Below are 22,921 nucleotides of genomic sequence, written 5' to 3'. Positions count from 1 at the left end.
CACTACCCCTTCCGGACTCACATGGCCGCCATCTGCGCGGCCTCGTCGATGTCGACCGCCACCAGGCGCGAGACGCCCGGCTCGTTCATGGTCACGCCGATCAGCTGGTTCGACAACTCCATGGTGATCTTGTTGTGGGTGATGAAGATGAACTGCACCCGCTCGGCCATCTCCCGCACCATGTCGCAGAAGCGCCCGACATTGGCGTCGTCCAGCGGCGCATCCACCTCGTCGAGCATGCAGAAGGGCGAGGGGTTGAGTTCGAAGATGGCGAACACCAGCGCCACGGCGGTCAGCGCCTTCTCGCCGCCGGAGAGCAGGTGGATGGTGCTGTTGCGCTTGCCCGGCGGCCGGGCCATGACCGCCACACCGGTATCCAGCAGATCCTCGCCGGTCAATTCCAGGTAGGCGTGACCGCCGCCGAACAGGCGCGGGAACATGGCCTGCAGTCCGGTGTTGACCTTGTCGAAGGTCTCCTTGAACCGGGTGCGGGTCTCGCGGTCGATCTTGCGAATGGCATTCTCCAGCGTCTCCAGCGCATCGGTCAGATCCTTGTGCTGGGCATCCAGATACTCCTTGCGCTTGGACTGCTCCTCGAATTCCTCGATTGCCGCCAGGTTGATCGGCCCCAGCCGCTGGATGCGGGTCTCGAGCTTCTCCAGCTCGTCTGACCAGGCTTCGATGCTGGCCTGCTCCGACAACTCCTGCCTGAGGGTTTCCAGCTCGTAGCCGGTCTCGTTCAGTTGCTCCAGCAGGGTCTGGCTGCGGGTCTTGAGTTCCTGCCAGGCCATGCGCTGCTGGCCCAGTTCCTCGCGCAGGCGCTGGCTGTCCTGTTCCTTGCGCTGGCGGTTCTGTTCCCGGCTGCGCAGGTTGTGCTCGATCTCCTCCACGGAGCGGCGGGCGGCCTGCAGTTCCTTCTCCACCTCGCTGCGCTGCGCCAGCAGCCGTTCCAGTTCCTGCTCCTGCTCGCGCAGCGGCGCCTCGCCGGCGGCGATGGCCTGCTGCAGTTCCTCGGTGCGCTGGCGCAGGTGGGTCTGCTGGCCCTGCATGCGTTCCAGGTTCTCGCGGGTGCTCTTGAGCGCGGTGCGCATGGACTCGACCTGGATCGCCAGGCCATGGGCCTCGTCACGGTCGGTCTGGGCCTGCTGGCGCGCCGTCTGCAGGGCTTGGCGGTAACGCTCGCGGTCGGCCTCGCGCTGCTCGCGTTCGCGCGCCAGGGTATCCATCTGCGCCATGGCCTCGTGCAGGCGGCTGCGGGCCGAGCCGTGGGTGTCGGTGTCGTTCTGCTGCTGGCCGCGGATCTCGCCGGCTTCCTTGTCCAGGGCTTCGCGTCGATTGTGGATCTGTTCCTGGCGCGAGCGCTTGGAACTCAACTGGGCGCGCAGATCGCTGTGGGCGCGGTGCGCCTGGTTGACCCCGGTCTGCAGTTCGTCGCGCTGCTGTTCCAGGCCGTGCAGTTCGTCGCGGGCCTGCTGCAGAGCGGTCTGCTTGTGCTCTATTTCCTCAACCAGAGTCTCAAGAGTCTTTGACAGATCATTGATTTCCTTCTCTCTTTCCAGGACACCCGCCTGGGCATCCTGATCCCGGCTCAGGCGCAGCCAGCGCGCGCCCAGCCAGATGCCGTCACGGGTGATGACCGACTGATCCGGACCAAGCTGCGAGCGCAGCGCCAGGGCCTCGGGGAGACTGTCCACGGCCTGCACCCCATCGAACAGGCCATCCAGGGCCCAGGGCGCACTGACCCTGGCCACCAGCGCCCGGTCACCGGCGGGCGCGGTGCCGGTGTTCACCGAGGTGTCGAACAGCGTCAGGGAACCTTCGCCCAATTCCTCCAGCGCCTGGGCCGGTCGGGCAAGGTCGTCCACGCACACGGCCTCCAGATAAGCCCCCAGCACCGTCTCGACCGCGCGCTCCCAGCCGGGCTCGACCTGCAGCTGCTCGGCCAGGCGTGGCGCCTCATGCAGGCCGCGCGACTCCAGCCAGGCTGCGACCGCACCGCCCTCCTTGCCCAGGGCCGCCTTCTGCAGCGCCTCCAGCGACACCAGCCGGCCGCGGGTCTCCTGCTGACGGCTGTGCAGGGATTCCAACTCCTGCTGACGACCTTGAAGTTGTTCTCTTAGCTCGTTGATTCGGCTGCGCGCTGAATCGAGTTCCGCCTGTTTCGTTTCGACCGCCCCGGCATGCTCCGCCTCTTGGCTCGAAATAGCATCAATTTCATGCTGTAACTGACTGTCATAAAGACGGTTTTTCTCTTCCTCAATCCGGGAAAGGCGCTGTTCGTACTGGGTCAGTTGGCGCTCCAGCTGATCGATGCGGGCGCGCTCCACCTGGGCCGTCTGCTGCGGCTCGGCGGCACGCTGGTTGAAGTCTTCCCACTCGGTCTGCCACTGCTGCATCGCCTGCTCGGCCTGCTGCAGCGCCTCGCGCGATGTCTCCGCCCTGGCCTGAAGCTGTTCCAGTACCGGCTGCTTTTCGGTGAGTTCGGCGTCCAACTCCTCCAGGCGCCTGCTGTCGACGCTGATGTGGGCCTCGACCTCGTTCCAGGCCTGCTCGGCCTTCTTCAGTTCCTCCTGCTGGCGCTGGCGGCTTTCCTTGCTGTGCTGGATGGCCTGTTCCAGCCGGGCGATCTCGGCACCCAGGCCATAATAGCGGCCCTGCACCTCGTTGAAGGTCTCGTTGGCCTCGACCAGGGCTTCACGCGATTTCTCGATCTCGGCCTCGATGTGACGCTGCTCGGCGACCACGCCTTCCAGGGCCGTCTCCTGCTCCTTGATGGCGCGCTCCTTGTCGGCGAATTCATGATGCAGGGCCGAGTACTTCAGCGTCAGCAGTTCCGCCCGCAGCCGGCGTTCCTGCTGCTTGAGCTCCTTGTAGCGTTCGGCGGTGCGCGCCTGGCGCTGCAGCTTATCCAGATATTTCTCAATTTCCTCACGCAAGTCATTGAGTCTACCCAGGTTTTCATGCGTATGCCGGATCCGGTTCTCGGTCTCGCGGCGGCGCTCCTTGTACTTGGAGATACCGGCGGCCTCTTCCAGGAAGATACGCAGTTCCTCCGGCTTGGCCTCGATCAGGCGCGAGATCATACCCTGTTCGATGATGGAGTAGCTGCGCGGCCCCAGGCCGGTGCCGAGGAAGATATCGGTGATGTCGCGACGCCGGCAGCGGGTGCCGTTGAGATAGTAGTTGGACTGGCCGTCGCGCGAGACCTGACGCTTGATCGAGATCTCGTTGTAGTGCGCGTACTGGCCGGTGACCTTGCCCTCGCTGTTGTCGAAGATCAGTTCGACGCTGGCATGCCCCACCGGCTTGCGGGCGTTGGAGCCGTTGAAGATGACATCCGCCATGGAGTCGCCGCGCAAATGCTTGGCCGAGGATTCGCCCATGACCCAGCGCACGGCGTCGATGGTGTTGGATTTGCCGCAGCCGTTGGGGCCGACGATGCCGACCAGGTTGGTCGGGATATGGATGGTGGTGGGGTCGACGAAGGACTTGAAACCGGCCAGTTTTATTTTGGTCAGACGCATCGGGGCAAGATACAGGATTCAGGATTCTGGATACAAGCTGACCCGGCACGGTCCGGGACTCCTTCCCGACGGTGGCGGCATCAGCACGGAATGGCGGGCAAACAGTCTGGAGCCCCGCCGCGCAAGTGCGGTATCCTACCACAATCGTCGGGGCCGGAACCGTGCACCGTCGAGCCCTGATCACCCCGGAGCCAGGCTCCGGCCACAGCAACCCGATCCCGTATCCCGACCCATGCCGTCCCAGCCCAGTAAAGACCTCGAAACCTTCGATAACCCACAGCCCGAACGCGACTACACCATCCGCATCCGGGTGCCCGAGTTCACCTGTCTGTGCCCCAAGACCGGTCAGCCGGACTTCGCCACCCTGGACCTGGAATACGTGCCCGAGCACAAATGCGTCGAGCTGAAATCACTCAAGCTCTATGTCTGGTCCTTCCGTGACGAGGGCGCCTTCCACGAGGCGGTGACCAATCGCATCCTCGACGATCTGGTGGCGGCCATCCAGCCGCGCTTCATGCGACTCACCGCCGAGTTCAACGTGCGCGGCGGCATCTATACCACCGTGGTGGCCGAATACCGCGCCGAGTACTGGCAGCCCGCCCCGCCCGTCAGCCTGCCCTGATCCGATGCCCCATGCCCTGGGCATCGACTTCGGCACCTCAGGTGTGCGCGCCTGCGCAATCGATTCTGATGGCAGCATCCTGGCCGAGGCGCGGACCGGCCTGCCCGCGCCGCAGCGCGCCGGCACGGCTGTGTCACAGGATCCCGGCCAGTGGTGGCAGGCCCTGGAGCGGGTACTCGATGAACTCGCGGCCCGCAGCGCCCTCGCGCGGGTCGAGCGGGTCGCCGTGGACGGCACCGCCGCCACCCTGCTGCTGTGCGCCCCCGACGGCACACCACTGACCCCGGCCCTGATGTACAACGATGCCCGTGCGGCCGACCCGCTGGCACACATCGCCGCCGCCGCACCGCCCGAGGCTCCGGTACACAGCGCCAGTTCGAGCCTGGCCAAGCTGCTGTGGCTGCGTGAGCGGTATCCAGTGCAGGGAGCACGCGCCCTGCACCAGGCCGAGTGGATTGCAGGGCGGCTGAGCGGGCGTTTCGATCAGGGCGACGAGAACAACGCGCTGAAACTGGGCTACGATCCGGTGCGGCGGCGCTGGCCGGAATGGCTGCAGCGGCTGGGGTTGGACGCCGGGCTGCTGCCGGCGATCCAGCCCGCCGGGACGCCGCTGAGGCCGCTGCTGCCGGACCTGGCCCGACGCTGGGGATTTCCGACGGCGGCGACCATATGCGCCGGCACCACCGACAGCACGGCCGCCGTGATCGCCACCGGCGCCAGCCGTCCCGGCCAGGCAGTGACAGTGCTGGGCTCGACCCTTGTGCTCAAGGTGCTGTCCCCGCAGCCGGTATTCGCCCCGGACTATGGCATCTACAGCCACCGGCTGGGTCAACTCTGGCTGGCGGGCGGCGCGTCCAATGCCGGCGGCGCAGTGCTGCGGCAGCACTTCAGCGAAGCCGATCTGGCTGCATTGACCCCGCGCCTGCGACCCGATCGCCCCACCTGTCTCGAATACTATCCTCTCCCCGCCCCCGGCGAGCGTTTCCCCTGGAACGATCCCGGACGCATGCCCAAGCTGCATCCGCGGCCGACGTCGGATCTGAAATTCTTCCAGGGCATACTGGAAGGGCTGGCGCGCATCGAACGCAGCGGCTATCGGCGACTGCGCGACCTGGGCGCCCCCTGGCCGACGCAGGTGCTGAGCAGTGGCGGCGGGGCGGGCAATGCACCCTGGCGGGCCATCCGGGCGCGACTGCTGCAATGTCAGGTGAGCCTGGCCCCGCAGCAGGAGGCCGCCTACGGCAGTGCCCGGCTGGCACAGGGACTGTAAACGGAGCGACACCATGACCGACTTCCCCCGCGGCTTCGCCTTCATGCTCGAAGGCCTGCGCCTGATCCAGCGTCCGCGCCTGCGCCGCTTCGTGCTGGTGCCGCTGCTGGTCAATCTGCTGCTGTTCGCCGGACTGCTCTACGCGGCCTATGGCTGGTTTCAGCAGTTGATGGCAATGGTGACGGGCTGGCTGCCGGCCTGGCTGGACTGGCTGCAGTACCTGCTGTGGCCGCTGCTGGCCATCAGCGCCCTGTTGATCATCTTCTACAGCTTCACCCTGGTGGCCAACCTGATCGCCGCCCCCTTCAACGGCCTGCTGGCCGAGGCGGTGGAGAAGCACCTGACCGATCAGCCCCTGCCCGGTGGCGAGAGTTGGAAACAGTTGCTGAAGGAACTGCCGGCCACCCTGCTGGCGGAGGTGCAGAAGCTGCTGTATTTCGTGCTCTGGGCCATCCCGGTGGGGCTGACCTTCCTGATCCCCGGGCTCAACCTGTTCGCGCCCTTTCTGTGGGCCCTGTTCAGCGCCTGGATGCTGGCCCTGGAATACCTGGATCCGCCGCTCGGCAACCATGGCCTGCTGTTCAAGGCGCAGCGGGCGCGCGCCCGCGAGCGGCGACTGCTGACCCTCGGCTTCGGCACCGGGGCGATGCTGATGACCATGATCCCGGTGCTGAACTTCATCGCCATGCCGGCGGCGGTGGCGGGGGCGACGGCGTTGTGGGTGAAGGGGATGAAAGATCTGGATCAGGCGGAGTAGGATGGGTGGAGCGCAGCGCAACCCATCATCGCAGGGCCGGGCCAGGGACCATGATGGGTTGCGGCGCGAAGCGCCTCCACCCATCCTACGCCTGTCCGCAGAGAAACCGCCGCAGCCGCTCAACCCCCTCCTCCAGCGCCTCCAGCGAGGTGGTGTAGGCGAAGCGCACATGCTCACCGGCGCGGTGATCGCCGAAGTCGATCCCGGGCGTGAGGGCCACGCCGGCCTCCTCCAGCAGCCGCTGCGAGAATTCGAAGCTGTTCCCGGTCAATGCCCTGCAGTTGGCATAGAGATAGAAGGCACCTTCGGGGGTGACTGGAATATCGAAACCCAGTTCACGCAGCGCGGGCAGCAGGAAATCGCGCCGTTGTCGGAAGGTCTCCCGGCGCTGTTCCAGGATTGCCCGCGTCTCGGGTGAGAAGGCGGCGAGTGCGGCGTGCTGGGAGAGGGTCCCGGCCGCCAGAAACAGATTCTGCGCCAGTACGTCCAGGTCGGCGGCATAATCGGCCGGGACGACCAGCCAGCCCAGGCGCCAGCCGGTCATGCCGAAGAATTTGGAGAAACTGTTGATGACGAAGATGTCCTCGCCGAACGCGAGCGCGGTGATGTCCTCGGCGTCATAGGTCAGGCCCTGGTAGATCTCGTCCACGATCAGGGCCGCGCCGCGGTTCCGGCACAGTTCGGCCAGTTCCGCCAGGGCGGCACGCGACAGCAGCGTACCGGAAGGATTGGCCGGCGTGGCGACCAGCAGTGCGGCCGTGTCGGCGCGCCAATGTGCCGCAGCCAGTTCCGGGGTGAGCTGATAGCCATCGGCCGCCCCCACCGGCACCGCCCGCACCACGCCCTCGACCAGCCGCACCAGGTTGCGGTTGCAGGGATAACCGGGGTCGGAGAGCATCACGCCCATGCCCGGATCGACCAGCGCCGCCAATGCCAGTTGCAGCGCACCCGAGGCACCCGGCGTGATCAGGATGCGGTTCGGATCGACGTCGACGCCGTAGCGCTCGCGATAATACCCGCTAACTGCCTGCCGCAGCGTGGCCAGCCCGCGTGCGGGCGTATAGTGCACCCGTCCGTCCTCCAGGGCCTGACGCCCGGCTGCGACAATCGGCTGCGGCGTGGCGAAATCCGGCTCACCGATCTCCAGATGCACGATATTCCGACCGCTCGCCTCCAGTTCACGCGCTCGCTCCAGCAGGCGCATGACATGAAACGGGCGGATGTCCCCCAGGCGTGCGGCCCGCGGCGGCATCAGGGGGCCTCGGCGCGTCCCGGCGCAGCGCTCCGGCAGGCGCGGTGCAGTCGCCGCAGCAGGGCGACATCGACACAGTCGGCCTCGCCCGCCTCGCCTGCCAGCAGCCGGAACGGCTGACCGGGTTCGCCCAGCTGATCCACCACTAGGGCGGCGCCGCTGAAATCCTGCCCCCGGGTGTAATGGCTGACCGTGATCAGGGTGGGGATGTCGGCCGCCAGTGCCGAAATCAGGCCGTTGTGCGAGTCCTCCAGGGCCAGACAGGCCTGCGGGCTCAGTTGCATGGCCTCGAGGGTATAGTGATAGATATCCGGGGCGGGCTTCTTGCTGGGAACGATGCCACCCGCCGCGATCAACTCGAACCAGTCCTCCGCATCCGGTGCGAGACTCGCCTTGAGCAGAGCGATGACGTTATCCGGTGTGGTCGTGGTGGCGATGGCCAGCCGCAGTCCGGCGGCGCGGGCCTCCTCCAGCAGCCGCCGCACCCCGGGGCGCAGCGGCACCCCGCCCCCGGCAACACGTTCGGTATAGATGCGGGTCTTGGCCTTGTGCAGATCGGCGATCCAGGCATCCAGGTCGGCGGGCGGACTGAAGGCAGGCCGGTATTTCTCCAGGAAGAAACGGATACGCTCGCGCCCGCCGGTCACGCCCAGCAGATCACCATAGGTGGCCTGATCCCAGTGCCAGTCCAGTCCGGCCGCGGCGAACGCGGCGTTGAAGGCCTCACGGTGGACCTCCTCGGTCTCGGCCAGGGTTCCGTCCACATCAAACAGCAATGCCTGTAATTCCGTCATCGAATGGGCTTCTCCAGGATATGAAGGCGGCCAAGCTTACCCGAGCCGGGGCCGGTTTTCATCGTCACGGCCCTGCAGGCGGGAAAATCGCCCGTCTGCGGGCTTGACTCGGGCTCCCTGTATCCCGAAACTTACCCGCTTGTAGTTTTTCGCCGTGACGGTCCGTCGGCGTTGAACCGGGACAATCCGCAGTCACCGATCCATGTAGGAGAGCTGGATGGCTACCAAGAAAAAGGCCACCGCCAAGAAGAAGGCGGTTGCAAAGAAGGCAGCGAAAACCGCAGTCAAGAAAAAGGCCGCGCCCGCCAAGAAGGCCGCGGTGAAGAAAAAAGCAGCGGTCAAGAAAGCTGCCGCCGGGAAAACGGCTGCCAAAAAGAGCGCAGGCAAGAAGACGACGGCAAAGAAAGCCACGGTGAAGAAAAAGGCCGCGGTGAAGAAGGCTGCGGCGAAAAAACCGGCAGCCAGAAAGGCGCCCGCGGCAGACAAGGTCGGCGGCAAGGGTACCACGCTGATCGAAGAGATCGCGCCCTACCAGGAAGCGGCCGGCGAGGAGTACATGAACGAGGACCAGAAGTCGCACTTCCGCGACCTGCTCTGGGCCTGGAAACGTGAACTGATGGAAGAGGTCGACCGGACCGTGCATCACATGCAGGACGAGGCGGCCAACTTCCCCGACCCCAACGACCGTGCGACCCAGGAATCCGAGTTCAGTCTCGAGCTGCGCACCCGCGACCGCGAGCGCAAACTGATCAAGAAGATCGACGAGGCGCTGGACAAGCTGGATCATGACGAGTACGGCTACTGCGAATCCTGCGGCATCGAGATCGGCATCCGCCGACTGGAGGCCCGTCCCACTGCGACGCTGTGCATCGACTGCAAGACCCTCGACGAGATCCGCGAGAAGCACATGGGCAAATAGGTCCGCAGGCGCGTATGCTGGTTCCGGAATCGTCCCTGTTCCGTCCGGACAGGGACGGACCGGAGCGGCCCGGCGTCAGTTCCCTCCCTTCGCATGGGTTGGATAGAATCCCCCCATGAACCACATCCCCTATCGCGGCCGCTTCGCACCCTCTCCCACCGGGCCGCTGCATATCGGCTCCCTGATCGCCGCCATGGCGAGTTATCTGGATGCCCGCAGCCGGAGCGGACACTGGCTGGTGCGCATGGAGGACCTGGATCCGCCGCGCGAGATGCCGGGGGCGGCCGACAGCATCCTGCACACCCTTGACCGGTTCGGTTTCGAATGGGACGGGCCGGTCTGGTATCAGAGCCGGCGCAGCGAGGTCTATCAGGCGGAACTCGAGCGGCTGCTCGCCGGCGGGCAGGCCTTTCACTGCGGCTGCAGCCGACAGGACATCCTGCAGGACGCCCGTTTCGGTGCCGAGGGGCCGATCTATCCGGGAACCTGCCGCGAGGGCCTGCCGTCAGGCAAAAGGCCGCGGGCGGTGAGGCTGCGGGTTGCGGATGCGGAAATCGGCCTGCAGGACCGGCTGCAGGGGCGCATCTGCCAGAACCTCGGCCGGGAGTTGGGTGACTTCGTCATCCGCCGTGCCGATGGCCTGTTTGCCTACCAGCTCGCCGTGGTCATCGACGACGCCGACCAGGGCATTACCGATGTGGTGCGCGGCAGTGACCTGCTGGGCTCGACGCCGCGCCAGTGCTGGCTGCAGACCCAACTCGGCCTGCCGCGGCCCAACTACATGCACGTTCCCGTCGCGGTCAATGCCGCGGGTGACAAGCTGAGCAAACAGACCCATGCGCCGGGACTGGAGGACGCCGATCCCGTGGAAATGCTGTGGCGGGCCGCCGCCTTTCTGGAACTCAGCCCGCCTGAGCGGCTGCGGGCAGCGTCGCTGAGCAGTTTCTGGGACTGGGCCCTGAATCACTGGCAGGTGGACAGGCTCAGGGGAATCCTGACAAAGCCGGCGCCGGATCAGATCTGATCCGGGCGTCGGACCGGCAGCCCACCGCTCAGGGTTTGATATAGGTAAAACCCTGTTGCTGCAGATGTGATACCTCGGCCACGCCGCTGGGCACGATATCCTCTTCGTTGACGTAATGCAGATCGGCGGCAATATCCACGTTGCGTCCGCGCACGGTGTTGTTGCAGACGTTGAATTTCACCCCCTGGCCGCGCAGCCCATCGATACGCGCTGCCATCTTCTGATCGGCGTTGCCGATTCTGAACTTTTCCAGCCGTTCGCCGGCTTCGGGGGTCAGCAGCAAACTCAGGCCATTGCCGTGCATCACGACACGCACATCCAGATTTTCAGCGCCAACCGCATTGATGTGGTTCTGGATATTGCGCATGGCAGCTGTCTGCAGCTTTGGATCATCATAATTGATGTGATAGACCACCTTCTGCTTTTCATAGTCCCCGGCCAGGCCTGCTGTGGAAAGCATCCCCAACAGGCCGGCCAGCACGGCGGCAATGATGTGTTTCATGATCTCGTTCCTCCTGACGCGGTGTAGATGAATCTGTTTTCGATGTTGCCGGCACTCCCTCACTAGAGATCCGGCAGCCGGTTTTTATTCCGGCTGCGTGTTCGCGTTGTCGTGCAGCCTCACCGCCATGACTCCACATGTACGGCCGCTCTGGGCTAGAATGGTGGCCTGCCCGTCGCGCGCGGGACTGGAAGCGGCCGCCGCGCCCTGATCAAGCGGCCGGCGCAGGCAACCCATCGGCACCAGGAGGCTCTATGTCGGATATCAAGGTCCATCCCGTTCCGGATGACTTCGCGGCCAACGCCCTGATCGACACGGCGCAGTACGACAGCATGTACCGCCGTTCGATCGAGGATCCCGAGGGCTTCTGGTCCGAACAGGCCGAACAGTTCCTGACCTGGTTCAAGCCCTGGGACAAGGTGTTGGAATGGGACTATCACCAGGCGCATATCCGCTGGTTCGAGGGCGGCAGGCTCAATGCCTGCTACAACTGCCTTGACCGCCACCTGGACAGCCGCGGCAACCAGACCGCCCTGATCTGGGAAGGCGACGATCCCGCCATGGACAAGACGCTGAGCTATCGCGAACTCCACACAGCCGTGTGCAGGTTCGCCAATGCGCTCAAATCGCGGGGAGTGAAAAAGGGCGACCGTGTCTGCATCTACATGCCCATGATCCCCGAGGCCTGCATCGCCATGCTCGCCTGTGCGCGCATCGGGGCGGTGCATTCGGTGGTCTTCGGCGGCTTCTCGCCGGAATCGCTCAAGGACCGCATTCTGGATTCGGACTGCCGGGTCGTTGTGACCGCCGACGAGGGTGTGCGCGGCGGGCGCCACGTGCCGCTCAAGGCCAACGCCGACAAGGCGCTCAACGCATGCCCCGATGTGCACACGGTATTCACCGTCAAGCGTACCGGCGGCAATGTGGACTGGCATCCGGAACGTGACGTCTGGTACCACGAGGAAGTGGCCGAGGCCTCCGCCGACTGTCCGGCCGAGGAAATGGATGCCGAGGATCCGCTGTTCATCCTCTATACCTCGGGTTCCACCGGCAAGCCCAAGGGCGTGCTTCACACCACCGGCGGCTACCTGCTCTATTGCGCCATCACCCACAAGTACACCTTCGATTACCATGACGGCGATATCTACTGGTGCACCGCCGATGTGGGGTGGATCACGGGCCATTCCTACATCGTCTACGGTCCGCTGGCCAATGGCGCCATCAGCCTCGTATTCGAAGGTGTTCCCACCTGGCCGGATGCCTCGCGTTTCTGGCAGGTGGTGGACAAGCACCGGGTCAACACCTTCTATACCGCGCCAACCGCCATCCGCGCCCTGATGCGCGAGGGCGAGGCGCCGGTGCAGGCAACCGAGCGCAGTTCGCTCAAGCTGCTCGGGACCGTGGGCGAACCCATCAACCCGGAGGCCTGGGAATGGTATTACAACGTGGTGGGCGACGGCCGCTGCCCGATCGTGGATACCTGGTGGCAGACCGAGACCGGCGGCCACATGATCACCTCCCTGCCCGGTGCCATCCCGATGAAACCCGGCTCGGCCACCCGCCCCTTCTTCGGCGTCGTGCCGGGTATCGTCGACAACGAGGGTAAACTGCTCGAAGGCGAATGTGAGGGCAGCCTGGTCATCACCCGCCCCTGGCCCGGCCAGATGCGCACCGTCTACGGTGACCACCAGCGCTTCATCGACACCTATTTCAAGGCCTTTCCGGGCTACTACTTCTCCGGCGACGGTGCCCGCCGCGACGCCGACGGCGACTACTGGATCACCGGCCGGGTGGACGATGTGCTCAATGTCTCCGGCCACCGGCTGGGCACAGCCGAGGTGGAAAGCGCACTGGTGCTGCACAAGGCGGTAGCCGAGGCCGCGGTGGTCGGTTATCCCCACGATGTCAAGGGTCAGGGCATCTACGCCTATGTCACCCTGGTCAAGGATATCGAGCCCAGTGACGAACTGCGTCAGGAACTGGTGGACCTGGTCCGCGAGGAAATCGGCCCCATCGCCAAGCCTGATGTCATTCAATGGGCGCCGGCCCTGCCCAAGACCCGTTCGGGCAAGATCATGCGCCGCATCCTGCGCAAGATCGCCGCCAATGAACTGGACACGCTGGGGGATACCTCCACCCTGGCCGATCCGGGCGTGGTCGACGAGTTGACCGCAAACCGCGCCAATCAGTAGCTGACAGATCAACCACCCGGAAAGGGCCGCTGCATGGATATTACCCAGCTGTATGTACTGCTGGTCGAGCCATCCACCACCCAGCAACGCATCGTTCGCGACTGGCTTCAGGATTTCGGTATCGAACACCTGAGTTGCGCAGGCACGGCCGGCGAGGCGCTTACCCAGATCCAGGCAAAACGCCCCGATCTCGTCGTCAGCGCCATGCATCTGGCCGACCGGACCGGCACCGAACTGCTGCAGGAGATGCGTGGACTGTCCGCTGCGGAAGAGATCGGCTTCATCCTCATCTCCAGCGAGACCGGGTTTCGCTACCTGGAACCGCTGCGCCAGGCCGGTGTGACCGCCATCCTGCCCAAGCCCTTCGACCAGGAACAGCTCAAGCGCGCACTCTACTCCACCCTGGACTACCTGGAGCCTGGCACACTGCAACTGGGACACTACAGTGCCGAGGAGCTCAATCTCCTCCTGGTCGACGACATGCAGACCGGCCGGCGCTTCATGCGGCACATTCTTGAGCGGCTCGGCATCGAAAAAATCGACGAGGCCGCCAACGGCCGCGAGGCACGCGAACTCATCGACCACAATTTCTACGACCTGATCATCAGCGACTATTACATGCCCGAGATGGACGGCCAGGCACTGGTCGATTACATCCGCAACCAGAGCAGCCAGCCGGGCGTGCCGGTACTCATGGTCAGTTCACGCACCGATGAAAGCCGTATCGCCGCACTGCAGCAGAGCGGCGTATCGGCCGTATTCGACAAGCCCTTCGATGTCGAGACCCTGCGCCGCATGATCGAGACCGTGCTGGCCTGATCCCCGTCCGGGGCCTGCCCGACGAAATTTTGATGCCTGTCCGGACTGACCTCCAGGCTCAGCTTCAGCCGCCCCCGCTCGCCCTCTCCCACCATCCCTGCCCTGCCCGTGGTCCTGCCCGGATCGGAACGGCTGCAGGGTGGAAAAAACATAACACTCTGTTTATTAGAAATTAATCCTAACTCTGCGGCGCCTGCAACAGGGGCGTTGCAGCGCCCTGCCTGTCCTGTGTTCAAGTCGTCAGGAGAAATGCCGCTACCTGAACTAGAATCAGATGTCAAGGATTTGGCGCTCAAATCGCCCCGGCCGGGACAACCTGAAGGAAGTGTCAGTGCCGAGCACAACAACAACCGGAACTCAACGCACACGGGACCCACGGGCCCCTCGACCAGAGCGAGCTTTTATTATGAATGGCCTGAAATCTCTCTTTATTGTCAGCTTCGCCTTCGTCAGCCATCTCAGCCTCAATCAGGCCCATGCCGGCGCCGAGGACATTTATGCCGTACAGTTCTCCGCCGATGGCAGGCATCTGGTGACGGGTGGCTCCGGCGGCAACAGCCTCGAATATGACGAGAATTTCAGTGGCGGCATCAAGCTGTGGGATGTAAGCAGCGGCAAGCTGGTCAAGGCCTTCGGTCAGCAGGCGGATATACAGACCATCTTCGGTGAGCAGCACGGCCGGGTCGGCAAACGCCGCTGGAACATCCACAGCTTCAAGGACATCGTCGTCTCCGGCAACTATCCGGACGGCAAGGTGGTACTGCTGCCGAGCTCGCTGGGCCGGATCCAGGATCGCACCGACGTACAGCTGCCGGATCTGATCGGCGGTTATTTCAATCTTGACAGCAGGCAGCCGGCCCGCATCCCCTTGAGTGCCAAGCATCAGGCCAGCGGCTGCGATGCGGAAAACGCCTATGAATTCGTCGGCCCCGTCGCCGCCTCTGACAACGGCCGTTATGCCGCCGTCGTCGTCAACACCTGTAAGTCCGAAAACGACCGTCCGGTGCCCATCGCCCAGTACGATTCCACCCTGCATATCGTCGACCTGCAGGACATGAGCATCAAACGCACAGTGGAAAAGCTGGACTCGGGGATCTACGCCATCGGCGTGGCGAATCACGGCGAGCGTGTCGCCTACGTGGGTCGCGACCAGTTCGCCGTACTCGACCTGAAAGATCAGGACAAGCGCGTCATCGAGGAATATCCCGATGCGGTGTATCAGGTACCACGCCAGTTCAGCACCCTTTACTTCAATGAAGAGGCCACCCGTCTGGTGTCCCTGCACTTCATCTATGACATCGAAACCGGTAACGAGAAAGAGCTGGCCTGGAGTGAGAATTCGGCCGTCAACAAGGGCCGCACTTCCTCTGTCAGTGTCTCGCCCGATCTCAACTATTTCGTGCTGGTCAAGCCCAAGCGCTCCTTCATCACTTTCGACGAGAAGGGTCTGCCGCGCTCCTACGGCAAGGCCGACAAGGTCTTCGTGGTGGACGTCCAGACCGGCGAAGAGCGGGAACTGCAGGTAACCGACGCCCGCACCGAGGGCAAGCGCTGCGCCACCGATGTCTCGCCTGACAGCCGCCGCGTCGCCGTGGCCTGTGCCGGCGGTCTGATCAAGGTCTTCGACGCCAGTTCCGGAAACCTGGTGTGGGAACAGCGCAACGTAGGCTACAAGCGCCATGATCTGGACAAGAACCTGATCAAGGTACAGCATGATGCGCCGGCCCGGCCGCTGTATTCATACATCCAGACGATGCACACCCGGATGAACTGATCCCGGCGGTTCGCGGGGAACCGAAAATGCGGCTGATCGCTCAGCCGCATTTATTATTGCTGCGTTTTCGCCCTACCAGGCATAGGCACTGGATACCACCAACAGCCCCATTAAATACACAATCCAGGGCCACCGGTAGAACCGAACCCGCATGAACCAATCCAGAATCTTCATCCCCAGATAAATGAATACCATATATATCGGAATGACCTGAACCGATGTCAGGTGGAATAATTCGCCCGGAAGATAGTAGGCGTAGTATTCGCCCAGAAGCAGGAGAAACAGAAGATTGCCGCAGACTTCGTAGAACAGGGGGGCGTCAAGGCCTATCACGATCGCATAGATGCGGTCTCTGTTGAATTGCTTCGGCAAGCGTTTTGCCAGCACCTGCCGAAAAAAATACAGATGCACACCATAGACAGGCCAGATGATGAATGCCAGCAGGGAGATGTCGCCGTCATACAGGGGGAGGATCCGGTATTCCCACAGTTTGCGGCCAACCAGGGCTTCATAACCGGAATTAACCAGAATTTCGCAAGTTACCGCAACAAGAAACACGGTAGCGGCATACAAGCCGACTTCCAGTGCATCGATACGAAAGGGGCCGCGCATCAAGCGCCGGTTCAACACCCAGGAAAACCCGAGAAAGATCAGGCCGCACAGGATACCGATCAGGAATACATGGGTATCAGTCTGCATTTTTGTTACCCCGGTTCACACAGAAAAAGGGGACCTGAGGGCCCCCTTTCCTGAGACAGCGATCGCCTTACCGACGTCATTCAGACAAAGCGCGTCAACTCCGATATTTCGAATACACCGTTGGGAGATAGCCGCGGCGCTGTCATGCGCTGCGCAATGACGCAGTCCCGCTTATATTACTCGTTGACGGCCTTCATGCTCAGGCGGATGCGGCCCTGCTTGTCCACTTCCAGCACCTTGACCCTGACCACGTCGCCCTCACTCAGCTTGTCGCTGACGTTCTGCACGCGCTCCTCGCAGATCTGGGAGATGTGCACCAGGCCGTCCTTGCCGGGCAGGATGGTCACGAATGCGCCGAAGTCCATCAGCTTGACCACCTTGCCCTCGTAGATCTTGCCCACCTCGACGTCGGCGGTCAGCTGTTCGATGCGCTTGCGCGCTTCCTCACCGGCGGTGGCATCGATGGAGGCGATCTTCACGTTGCCATTGTCGTCGATGTCGACGCTGGTGCCGGTCTCCTCGGTGATGGCGCGGATGGTGGCACCGCCCTTGCCGATCACGTCGCGGATCTTGTCCGGATTGATCTTCATGGTGATGTAGCGCGGCGCGAACTTGGACATGTCCTCGCGCGGCGCGGAGATGACCTTGTTCATCTCGCCCAGGATGTGCAGCCGGCCCTGATGGGCCTGTTCCAGCGCCACCTCCATGATCTCGCGTGTGATGCCGTCGATCTTGATGTCCATCTGCAGCGCGGTCACGCCATCGCTGGTGCCGGCCACCTTGAAGTCCATGTCGCCGAGATGATCCTCGTCGCCCATGATGTCGGTCAGCACGGCATAGTTGTCACCTTCCTTGATCAGGCCCATGGCCACACCCGCCACCGGCGCCTTGATCGGCACCCCGGCGTCCATCATCGCCAGGCTGCTGCCGCACACGCTGGCCATGGAACTGGAGCCGTTGGATTCGGTGATCTCGGAGACCACGCGGATGCTGTAGGGGAAGCCTTCCTGGGGCGGCATCACTGCGGCCACGCCGCGCTTGGCCAGCCGGCCGTGGCCGATCTCGCGGCGCTTGGGCGAGCCCACGCGGCCGGTCTCGCCCACGCAGTAAGGCGGAAAATTGTAATGCAGCATGAAGTGCTCACGGCGCTCGCCCTGAATGGCGTCGATGATCTGGGCGTCGCGAGCCGTGCCCAGGGTAGTGACCACCAGGGCCTGGGTCTCGCCGCGGGTGAACAGGGCCGAGCCGTGAACGCGGGGCAGCACGCCGGTGCGGATGGTGATCGGGCGTACAGTCTTAGTGTCGCGGCCGTCGATGCGCTTCTCACCCGCCAGGATGCGATCACGTACGATGCGTTTTTCCAGCTTCTCGATGGCGGACTGCACGGCGGCCTCATCGAAGGCCGGATCGGCACCCTCGCCGCACAGCTTCTGGACGATCTCCTCGCGCACGGCATCCAGACGGCCGTAGCGATCCATTTTCTCGGCGATCTGGTAGGCCTCGGTCAGCGCCTCCCTGCCGGCGGCGGCCACGGCATCGGCCACGTCGGTATCGGTAGCGGCCGCGGTCAGTTCCCAGACCGGCTTGCCGGCCTCGGCCTTGAGCTCGTTGATGGCGTTGATGGCCGCCTGGAACTGTTCGTGGCCGTACATGACCGCCCCGAGCATGGTCTCCTCGGACAACTCCCTGGCTTCGGACTCGACCATCAGCACGGCATTGGCCGTGCCGGCCACCACCAGGTCGAGTTGGGACTCTTCCAGCTGGCTATGGGTCGGGTTGAGTACGTAGTTGCCGTCGATGTAGCCGACCCGGGCGGCACCGATGGGGCCGTTGAAGGGCAGACCGGAGATGCTGAGCGCGGCGGAGGTGCCGATCAGGGAAGGTATATCCGGGTCGACTTCGGGATTCAGGGAGAGAACAGTGGCGACGACCTGGACTTCGTTGGTGAAACCTTTGGGAAAGAGCGGACGGATCGGGCGGTCAATGAGGCGGGATACCAGAGTCTCGTTCTCGCTCGGCCTGCCCTCGCGCCGGAAGAAACCGCCCGGGATCTTGCCCGCCGAATAGGTACGTTCCTGGTAGTCCACCGTCAGCGGGAAGAAGTCGCGCCCTTCCATCGCCTTCTTGTTGCCGACCACGGTGACCAGCACCACGGTCTCGTCCATGTTGACCATCACGGCCCCGGTGGCCTGGCGGGCGATCTCGCCGGTCTCCAGGGTTACGTTGTGCTCACCGAACTGAAAGCTCTTTTTGACTAAACTCACGGGCAGATCCTGTTTTGGCGGTTGTTCGCTGGTATCGCGCTGTTGTTCCAGTGGACGGTCAGCGACGCAGACCCAGACGACTGATCAGGTCCTGGTAACGCTTGGTGTCCTTGCGCTTGAGGTAATCCAGCAGCTTGCGGCGCTGATTGACCATGCGCAGCAGACCGCGGCGGGAATGGTGATCCTGCTTGTGAGCGGAGAAGTGGTCCTGCAGGTGGGTGATGCGCGCGGACAGCAGCGCAACCTGCACCTCGGGCGAACCGGTATCTTCCGGCGCCTGCTGGAAATCCTTGACGATTTCGCTCTTCTGTTCAGCCGACAGTGATGACATCTGTTTACTCTCTCCCAAAAATACGGATGTATCGAAGCCGCGTATTGTAACTTCCCCCCAGAGGGGCCACAAGTTCCAATCGCGGCAGAAACTTAGCCCACTCCGGAGGGCAGTTCAGCGGGCACCCATCAAGCGGCGGGGGGCGACCCGGCCGTCATCCAGGATCTGGCCCATGCCGAGGAAGCGGTCGCCATTCTGGTACATGCGCACCCATCCGCTGGTGGGGGCATGCGGCACCTGCACCGGCTGGCCCTGACGCACATAGTAGGCGGCATCGTCATTGAGCCGGACATCCGGCCACTGGGCCAGGGCGCTCTCGATCGGTAGCAGGAGCGCGTCCAGATCCTCGAAACCATCTTCAGACAGTTCCTTAAGCTTTTCCAAAGTCACCATTTTTTCGCTGTCATACGGCCCCACGCCCAGGCGCCTCAGGGCGGCGACGTGGGCGCCGCAGCCGAGCGCCTCACCGATATCCTCGGCCAGGGTGCGCACATAGGTGCCCTTGGTGCAGTGGACATCGAGGTCGAAGAAAGGCAGATCCATCGATTCGAGGATCAGCTTGTGAATGGTCACATGCCGGGGTTCACGTTCGACCTCCACCCCCTGACGGGCCAGCTTGTACAGCCGCTGCCCCTGGTGCTTGACGGCCGAGTACATGGGCGGAATCTGGACGATCTCGCCGCGGAAGCCGGCCAGCACTGACTCAAGGCGGGCAGCGTCGATGCCCTCGACCGGCCGGGTCTCGGTCACCTCGCCCTCGGCATCGCCGGTGGCGGTCTTCTCGCCCAGCTTGCAGCGCACCTGATAGTGCTTGTCGGCGTCCAGCAGAAAGCCTGAGGCCTTGGTCGCCTCGCCCAGGCAGATGGGCAGCAGGCCGCTGGCAAGCGGATCCAGGCTGCCGGTATGCCCGGCCTTGCGGGCCTTGAACAGTCGTTTGACGCTCTGCAACGCCTCGTTGGATGTGATACCGGTGGGCTTGTCCAGCAACAGGATGCCGTTGACGTTTCTGCCCTTGGGACGATGACGCGCCATCGTTGTCTCTACCTCGGCTGTGAATGATTCATGAAACTTGATCGTAGGTCGGGTTAGCACAGCGTAACCCGACATTTCTGCGGCCAACGTCGGATTACGCCCTGCGGGCTGATCCGACCTACGCTACTTTGGTGGATTACGTGGCGATTTCCCACAGGCCCTGCTAGTCCCGGTGCCGGGCCTTGTCCTCGGTCACGGCCTGCTCGATCAGCGCATCCAGGCGGCTGCCGCGTTCGATGGACTCGTCATAGACGAAATGCAGTTCGGGAACGGTGCGGGTCAGCATGCGCCGGCCCAGTTCCCGACGCAGGAAACCGGCGGCCCGTCGCAGCACCTCCAGCGACTGACGCTGCACCTCGGCATCACCCAGTACCGTTATGTAGACCTTGGCATGGCTGAAATCGCGCGACACATGGACTGCCGAGACGGTGGTCATACCCAGGCGCGGATCCTTGATCTCCTCGCGCACGAGCATGGCCAGTTCTCGCTGGATCTGTTCGCCGACACGGCGGGTTCGTGGATAGTCTTTGGGCATAGGCGTACAACGGGCACCGGCGGCGGCCGCGGACGGATCAGACCGTGCGGCTCACCTCGGTACGCTCGAAGACCTCGATCTGGTCGCCGGGCTTGACATCATTGTAGTCCTTCACGCCGATGCCGCACTCGGTGCCGGCCCGCACCTCGCTGACATCGTCCTTGTGGCGGCGCAGGGACTCCAGCTCGCCCTCGTAGACGACCACGTTGTCGCGCAGCACGCGGATGGGCGCGCTGCGCCGGACCACACCCTCGACCACCATGGAACCGGCGATGGCACCGAACTTGGAGGAACGGAACACGTCCTTGACCTCGGCCAGGCCGATGATCTCCTCGCGGATCTCGGGCGAAAGCAGTCCGCTGATGGCCTTCTTGACCTCGTCGATAGCGTCGTAGATGACACTGTAATAGTGCAGGTCGACGCCCTGCTCCTCGACCAGCCTGCGGGCGGCGGCATCGGCACGGACATTGAAGCCGATCATGATGGCGCCGGAGGCGGCGGCCAGGTTGACGTCGGACTCGTTGATGCCGCCGACGCCCCCGGAGACCACCTTGACCCGGACCTCGTCGTTGGACAGTTTGGTCAAGGCATCGCGTAGCGCCTCCAGGCTGCCCTGAACGTCGGCCTTGAGCACCAGGTTGACGTCGCTGACCTCGCCCTCGCTCATCTGATTGAAGACCTCGTCCAGACGCGCCTGCTTCTGGCGGGCCAGGCGGGTGTCGCGGGACTTGTCCTGGCGGAAGCTGGCCACTTCGCGCGCCTTGCGCTCGTCCTTGACCACCATGACATCATCGCCGGCGTTGGGGGTGCCGGACAAACCCAGCACCAGCGCCGGAATGGTCGGACCGGCCTCTTCGATCTGCTCACCCTTCTCGTCGAACATGGCACGCACGCGGCCATACTCACTGCCGCTCAGGATCACGTCGCCCTTGTGCAGAATGCCGTTGCGCACCAGCACGGTGGCGACCGGACCGCGCCCGCGGTCAAGGCTGGATTCGATGATCACGCCATTGGCCGGGCAGTCGATGACCGCCTTGAGTTCCATCACTTCGGCCTGCAGCAGCACCGCCTCGAGCAGCTGGTCGACGCCCTCGCCGGTGTGGGCGGAGACATTGACGAACTGGGTGTCGCCGCCCCAGTCCTCGGGAATGACCTCGTGCTGGGCGAGTTCGTTCTTGACCCGGTCCGGATCGGCCTCGGGCTTGTCGATCTTGTTCACCGCCACCACCAGCGGCACGCCGGCGGCCCTGGCGTGCTGGATGGCCTCCTCGGTCTGCGGCATGACGCCGTCATCGGCAGCCACCACCAGGATGACGATATCCGTGATCTGGGCACCGCGGGCGCGCATGGCGGTAAAGGCCGCATGGCCCGGTGTATCCAGGAAGGAGATGCTGCCCTTGTCGGTGTCGACGTGATAGGCACCGATGTGCTGAGTGATCCCGCCGGCCTCGCCCGCAGCCACCTTGGTACGGCGGATGTAGTCGAGCAGCGAGGTCTTGCCGTGATCGACGTGGCCCATGATGGTCACGACCGGAGCGCGGGAAACCCGTTCGCCCTCGACCTCGGTCTGCACCAGTTCCTCCTCGATCTCGTTCTCGCTGAGCAGCTTGGGCTTGTGGCCCATTTCCTCGACGATGAGCTGAGCGGTTTCCTGGTCAAGCACCTCGTTGATGGTCGCCATCACGCCCATCTTCATGAGTACCTTGATCAGCTCGGCGGCCTTGACCGACATCTTCTGCGCCAGTTCGGCGACCGTGATGCTCTCGGGGATGCCGACCTCACGCACAATCGGCGCGGTCGGCTTCTCGAAGCCGTGCTTGTCGGAACTGCTGAGGGAAACCGACCTCTGGCGCGATTTCTTGCGCCGCTTGCCGCTCTTGTCGGCGGAGACGTGCAATTCCTCGCGGCCGTACTTGCGGCTCTGCTTGCGGTCTTCATCCGCGGCCGGCTCGGCATGGCGCTTGTGCTTGGGCTGCTTCTTGCCCTTGCCCTTGTCGGCTTCCGGCGCGGCCCCCGGCTTGGCCTCGGCGGCCTGCTGGCGCGCCTGTTCCTCGACAATGCGCTGAGCCTCGGCCTCGCGCGCGGCCGCTTCCTCGGCCTGCTTGCGCTCGGCCTCCTCACGGGCCTGGCGCTCGGCCTCTTCCTTCGCCTTGCGTTCTTCCTCGGCCTTGCGTGCGGCGGCCTCCTCGGCCTCCTGACGGGCGCGTTCCTCGGCCTCGGCCTGCAGCCGCTTCTCCTCTTCCTCCAGGATGTCGCTGCGCTTGACGTAGGTGCGCTTCTTGCGCACTTCGACCGTGACCGTCTTGGTCGTGGTGGTGCGACCCTGGGCCGAGGGGACCTTCAGTTCACTGTGGGTCTTGCGCTTGAGCGTGATCTTCTTCGGCCCGGACTCTTCCTGCTTGCCCAGCTTGCCGTGGCTCTTGCGCAGATAGGCCAACAATTCCATCTTCTCGTCGTCGGAGATGGTGTCGTCCGCGCCACCCACACTGATCCCGGCGTTGCCGAGCTGGGTGAGCAGGCGGTCGACCGGAATCCCGACGACTTCAGCGAATTGTTTGACTGTGACTTCCGACATAATTTCTCTCTTCTCCCGAACGGTCATGGCGCCATG

Annotated in this window: 18 protein-coding genes; 8 read left to right on the top strand and 10 right to left on the bottom strand. The window is 63.9% G+C overall.

Going from position 1 to position 22,921, the window contains the following annotated elements:
• Positions 1 to 17: 17 nt before the first annotated feature.
• Positions 18 to 3,524 carry a chromosome segregation protein SMC gene (gene smc, locus CFK21_RS08610; RefSeq protein ID WP_096366275.1) on the bottom strand — a complete coding sequence of 1,169 codons (3,507 nt, stop codon included), beginning with the start codon at positions 3,522 to 3,524 and terminating at the stop codon, positions 18 to 20.
• A gap of 232 nt (positions 3,525 to 3,756) precedes the next feature.
• Between smc and queF the strand changes: the two genes are divergently transcribed.
• From queF to cysZ, 3 genes are read left to right on the top strand one after another with little or no spacing between them, the layout of a single operon-like run.
• Positions 3,757 to 4,146: a preQ(1) synthase gene (queF, locus tag CFK21_RS08605; protein WP_096366274.1), complete on the top strand. Its 390-nt coding sequence runs from the start codon at positions 3,757 to 3,759 to the stop codon at positions 4,144 to 4,146.
• Between the two features lie 4 nt (positions 4,147 to 4,150).
• Positions 4,151 to 5,416 (top strand): FGGY-family carbohydrate kinase, encoded by a 1,266-nt coding sequence (locus CFK21_RS08600; protein ID WP_096366273.1) that lies wholly within the window; start codon positions 4,151 to 4,153, stop codon positions 5,414 to 5,416.
• 13 nt (positions 5,417 to 5,429) lie between these two features.
• Positions 5,430 to 6,173: a sulfate transporter CysZ gene (gene cysZ, locus CFK21_RS08595; protein ID WP_096366272.1), complete on the top strand. Its 744-nt coding sequence runs from the start codon at positions 5,430 to 5,432 to the stop codon at positions 6,171 to 6,173.
• Between the two features lie 85 nt (positions 6,174 to 6,258).
• Here cysZ and CFK21_RS08590 read toward each other — a convergent pair whose 3' ends face one another.
• Both CFK21_RS08590 and CFK21_RS08585 read right to left on the bottom strand, forming a co-directional pair.
• Entirely contained in the window at positions 6,259 to 7,428 is a 1,170-nt protein-coding gene (locus CFK21_RS08590; protein ID WP_172844326.1) for a pyridoxal phosphate-dependent aminotransferase, read from the bottom strand.
• On the bottom strand, positions 7,425 to 8,219 hold the full coding sequence (locus CFK21_RS08585; RefSeq protein WP_096366270.1) for an HAD-IA family hydrolase: 795 nt from the start codon (positions 8,217 to 8,219) through the stop codon (positions 7,425 to 7,427). Before CFK21_RS08585 ends, CFK21_RS08590 begins: the two co-directional genes overlap by 4 nt.
• Before the next feature lie 217 nt (positions 8,220 to 8,436).
• Here CFK21_RS08585 and dksA point away from each other — a divergent pair, with 217 nt between their 5' ends.
• Complete coding sequence (dksA, locus tag CFK21_RS08580; protein WP_096366269.1) at positions 8,437 to 9,138, top strand: RNA polymerase-binding protein DksA; 702 nt, start codon at positions 8,437 to 8,439, stop codon at positions 9,136 to 9,138.
• 115 nt (positions 9,139 to 9,253) lie between these two features.
• On the top strand, positions 9,254 to 10,162 hold the full coding sequence (gene gluQRS / locus CFK21_RS08575; RefSeq protein WP_096366268.1) for a tRNA glutamyl-Q(34) synthetase GluQRS: 909 nt from the start codon (positions 9,254 to 9,256) through the stop codon (positions 10,160 to 10,162).
• Between the two features lie 28 nt (positions 10,163 to 10,190).
• On the opposite strand, the gene CFK21_RS08570 is transcribed toward gluQRS, so the two are convergent.
• Positions 10,191 to 10,664: a DsrE family protein gene (locus tag CFK21_RS08570; protein WP_096366267.1), complete on the bottom strand. Its 474-nt coding sequence runs from the start codon at positions 10,662 to 10,664 to the stop codon at positions 10,191 to 10,193.
• Positions 10,665 to 10,918: 254 nt separating this feature from the next.
• Here CFK21_RS08570 and acs point away from each other — a divergent pair, with 254 nt between their 5' ends.
• The 3 genes from acs (at position 10,919) to CFK21_RS08555 (ending at position 15,449) form a co-directional block, all read left to right on the top strand.
• Positions 10,919 to 12,856: an acetate--CoA ligase gene (gene acs, locus CFK21_RS08565; RefSeq protein ID WP_096366266.1), complete on the top strand. Its 1,938-nt coding sequence runs from the start codon at positions 10,919 to 10,921 to the stop codon at positions 12,854 to 12,856.
• Positions 12,857 to 12,889: 33 nt separating this feature from the next.
• The gene (locus tag CFK21_RS08560) at positions 12,890 to 13,675 is read left to right on the top strand and encodes a response regulator (RefSeq protein WP_096366265.1); all 786 of its coding nucleotides are present in this window, start codon (positions 12,890 to 12,892) and stop codon (positions 13,673 to 13,675) included.
• A 406-nt stretch (positions 13,676 to 14,081) separates the two neighbouring features.
• Positions 14,082 to 15,449, top strand: coding sequence for a WD40 repeat domain-containing protein (locus CFK21_RS08555; protein WP_096366264.1), 1,368 nt, complete (start codon positions 14,082 to 14,084; stop codon positions 15,447 to 15,449).
• A gap of 72 nt (positions 15,450 to 15,521) precedes the next feature.
• Here CFK21_RS08555 and CFK21_RS08550 read toward each other — a convergent pair whose 3' ends face one another.
• The 6 genes from CFK21_RS08550 to infB form a co-directional block, all read right to left on the bottom strand.
• Complete coding sequence (locus CFK21_RS08550; protein WP_096366263.1) at positions 15,522 to 16,148, bottom strand: putative ABC transporter permease; 627 nt, start codon at positions 16,146 to 16,148, stop codon at positions 15,522 to 15,524.
• A 176-nt stretch (positions 16,149 to 16,324) separates the two neighbouring features.
• On the bottom strand, positions 16,325 to 18,412 hold the full coding sequence (gene pnp, locus CFK21_RS08545) for a polyribonucleotide nucleotidyltransferase (protein ID WP_096366262.1): 2,088 nt from the start codon (positions 18,410 to 18,412) through the stop codon (positions 16,325 to 16,327).
• A 58-nt stretch (positions 18,413 to 18,470) separates the two neighbouring features.
• Positions 18,471 to 18,743 (bottom strand): 30S ribosomal protein S15, encoded by a 273-nt coding sequence (gene rpsO / locus CFK21_RS08540; RefSeq protein ID WP_096366261.1) that lies wholly within the window; start codon positions 18,741 to 18,743, stop codon positions 18,471 to 18,473.
• Positions 18,744 to 18,857: 114 nt separating this feature from the next.
• Entirely contained in the window at positions 18,858 to 19,775 is a 918-nt protein-coding gene (truB, locus tag CFK21_RS08535) for a tRNA pseudouridine(55) synthase TruB (protein WP_096366260.1), read from the bottom strand.
• 163 nt (positions 19,776 to 19,938) lie between these two features.
• Positions 19,939 to 20,310 (bottom strand): 30S ribosome-binding factor RbfA, encoded by a 372-nt coding sequence (gene rbfA / locus CFK21_RS08530; protein WP_096366259.1) that lies wholly within the window; start codon positions 20,308 to 20,310, stop codon positions 19,939 to 19,941.
• A 37-nt stretch (positions 20,311 to 20,347) separates the two neighbouring features.
• The gene (gene infB, locus CFK21_RS08525) at positions 20,348 to 22,885 is read right to left on the bottom strand and encodes a translation initiation factor IF-2 (protein WP_096366258.1); all 2,538 of its coding nucleotides are present in this window, start codon (positions 22,883 to 22,885) and stop codon (positions 20,348 to 20,350) included.
• Positions 22,886 to 22,921 lie beyond the last annotated feature (36 nt).

This window comes from Thiohalobacter thiocyanaticus (genome assembly GCF_002356355.1).
In the GTDB taxonomy this organism is placed as follows: domain Bacteria; phylum Pseudomonadota; class Gammaproteobacteria; order Thiohalobacterales; family Thiohalobacteraceae; genus Thiohalobacter; species Thiohalobacter thiocyanaticus_A.
Note: the sequence above shows the minus strand (reverse complement) of the source record. Positions and strands in the feature narration are given on the sequence as shown.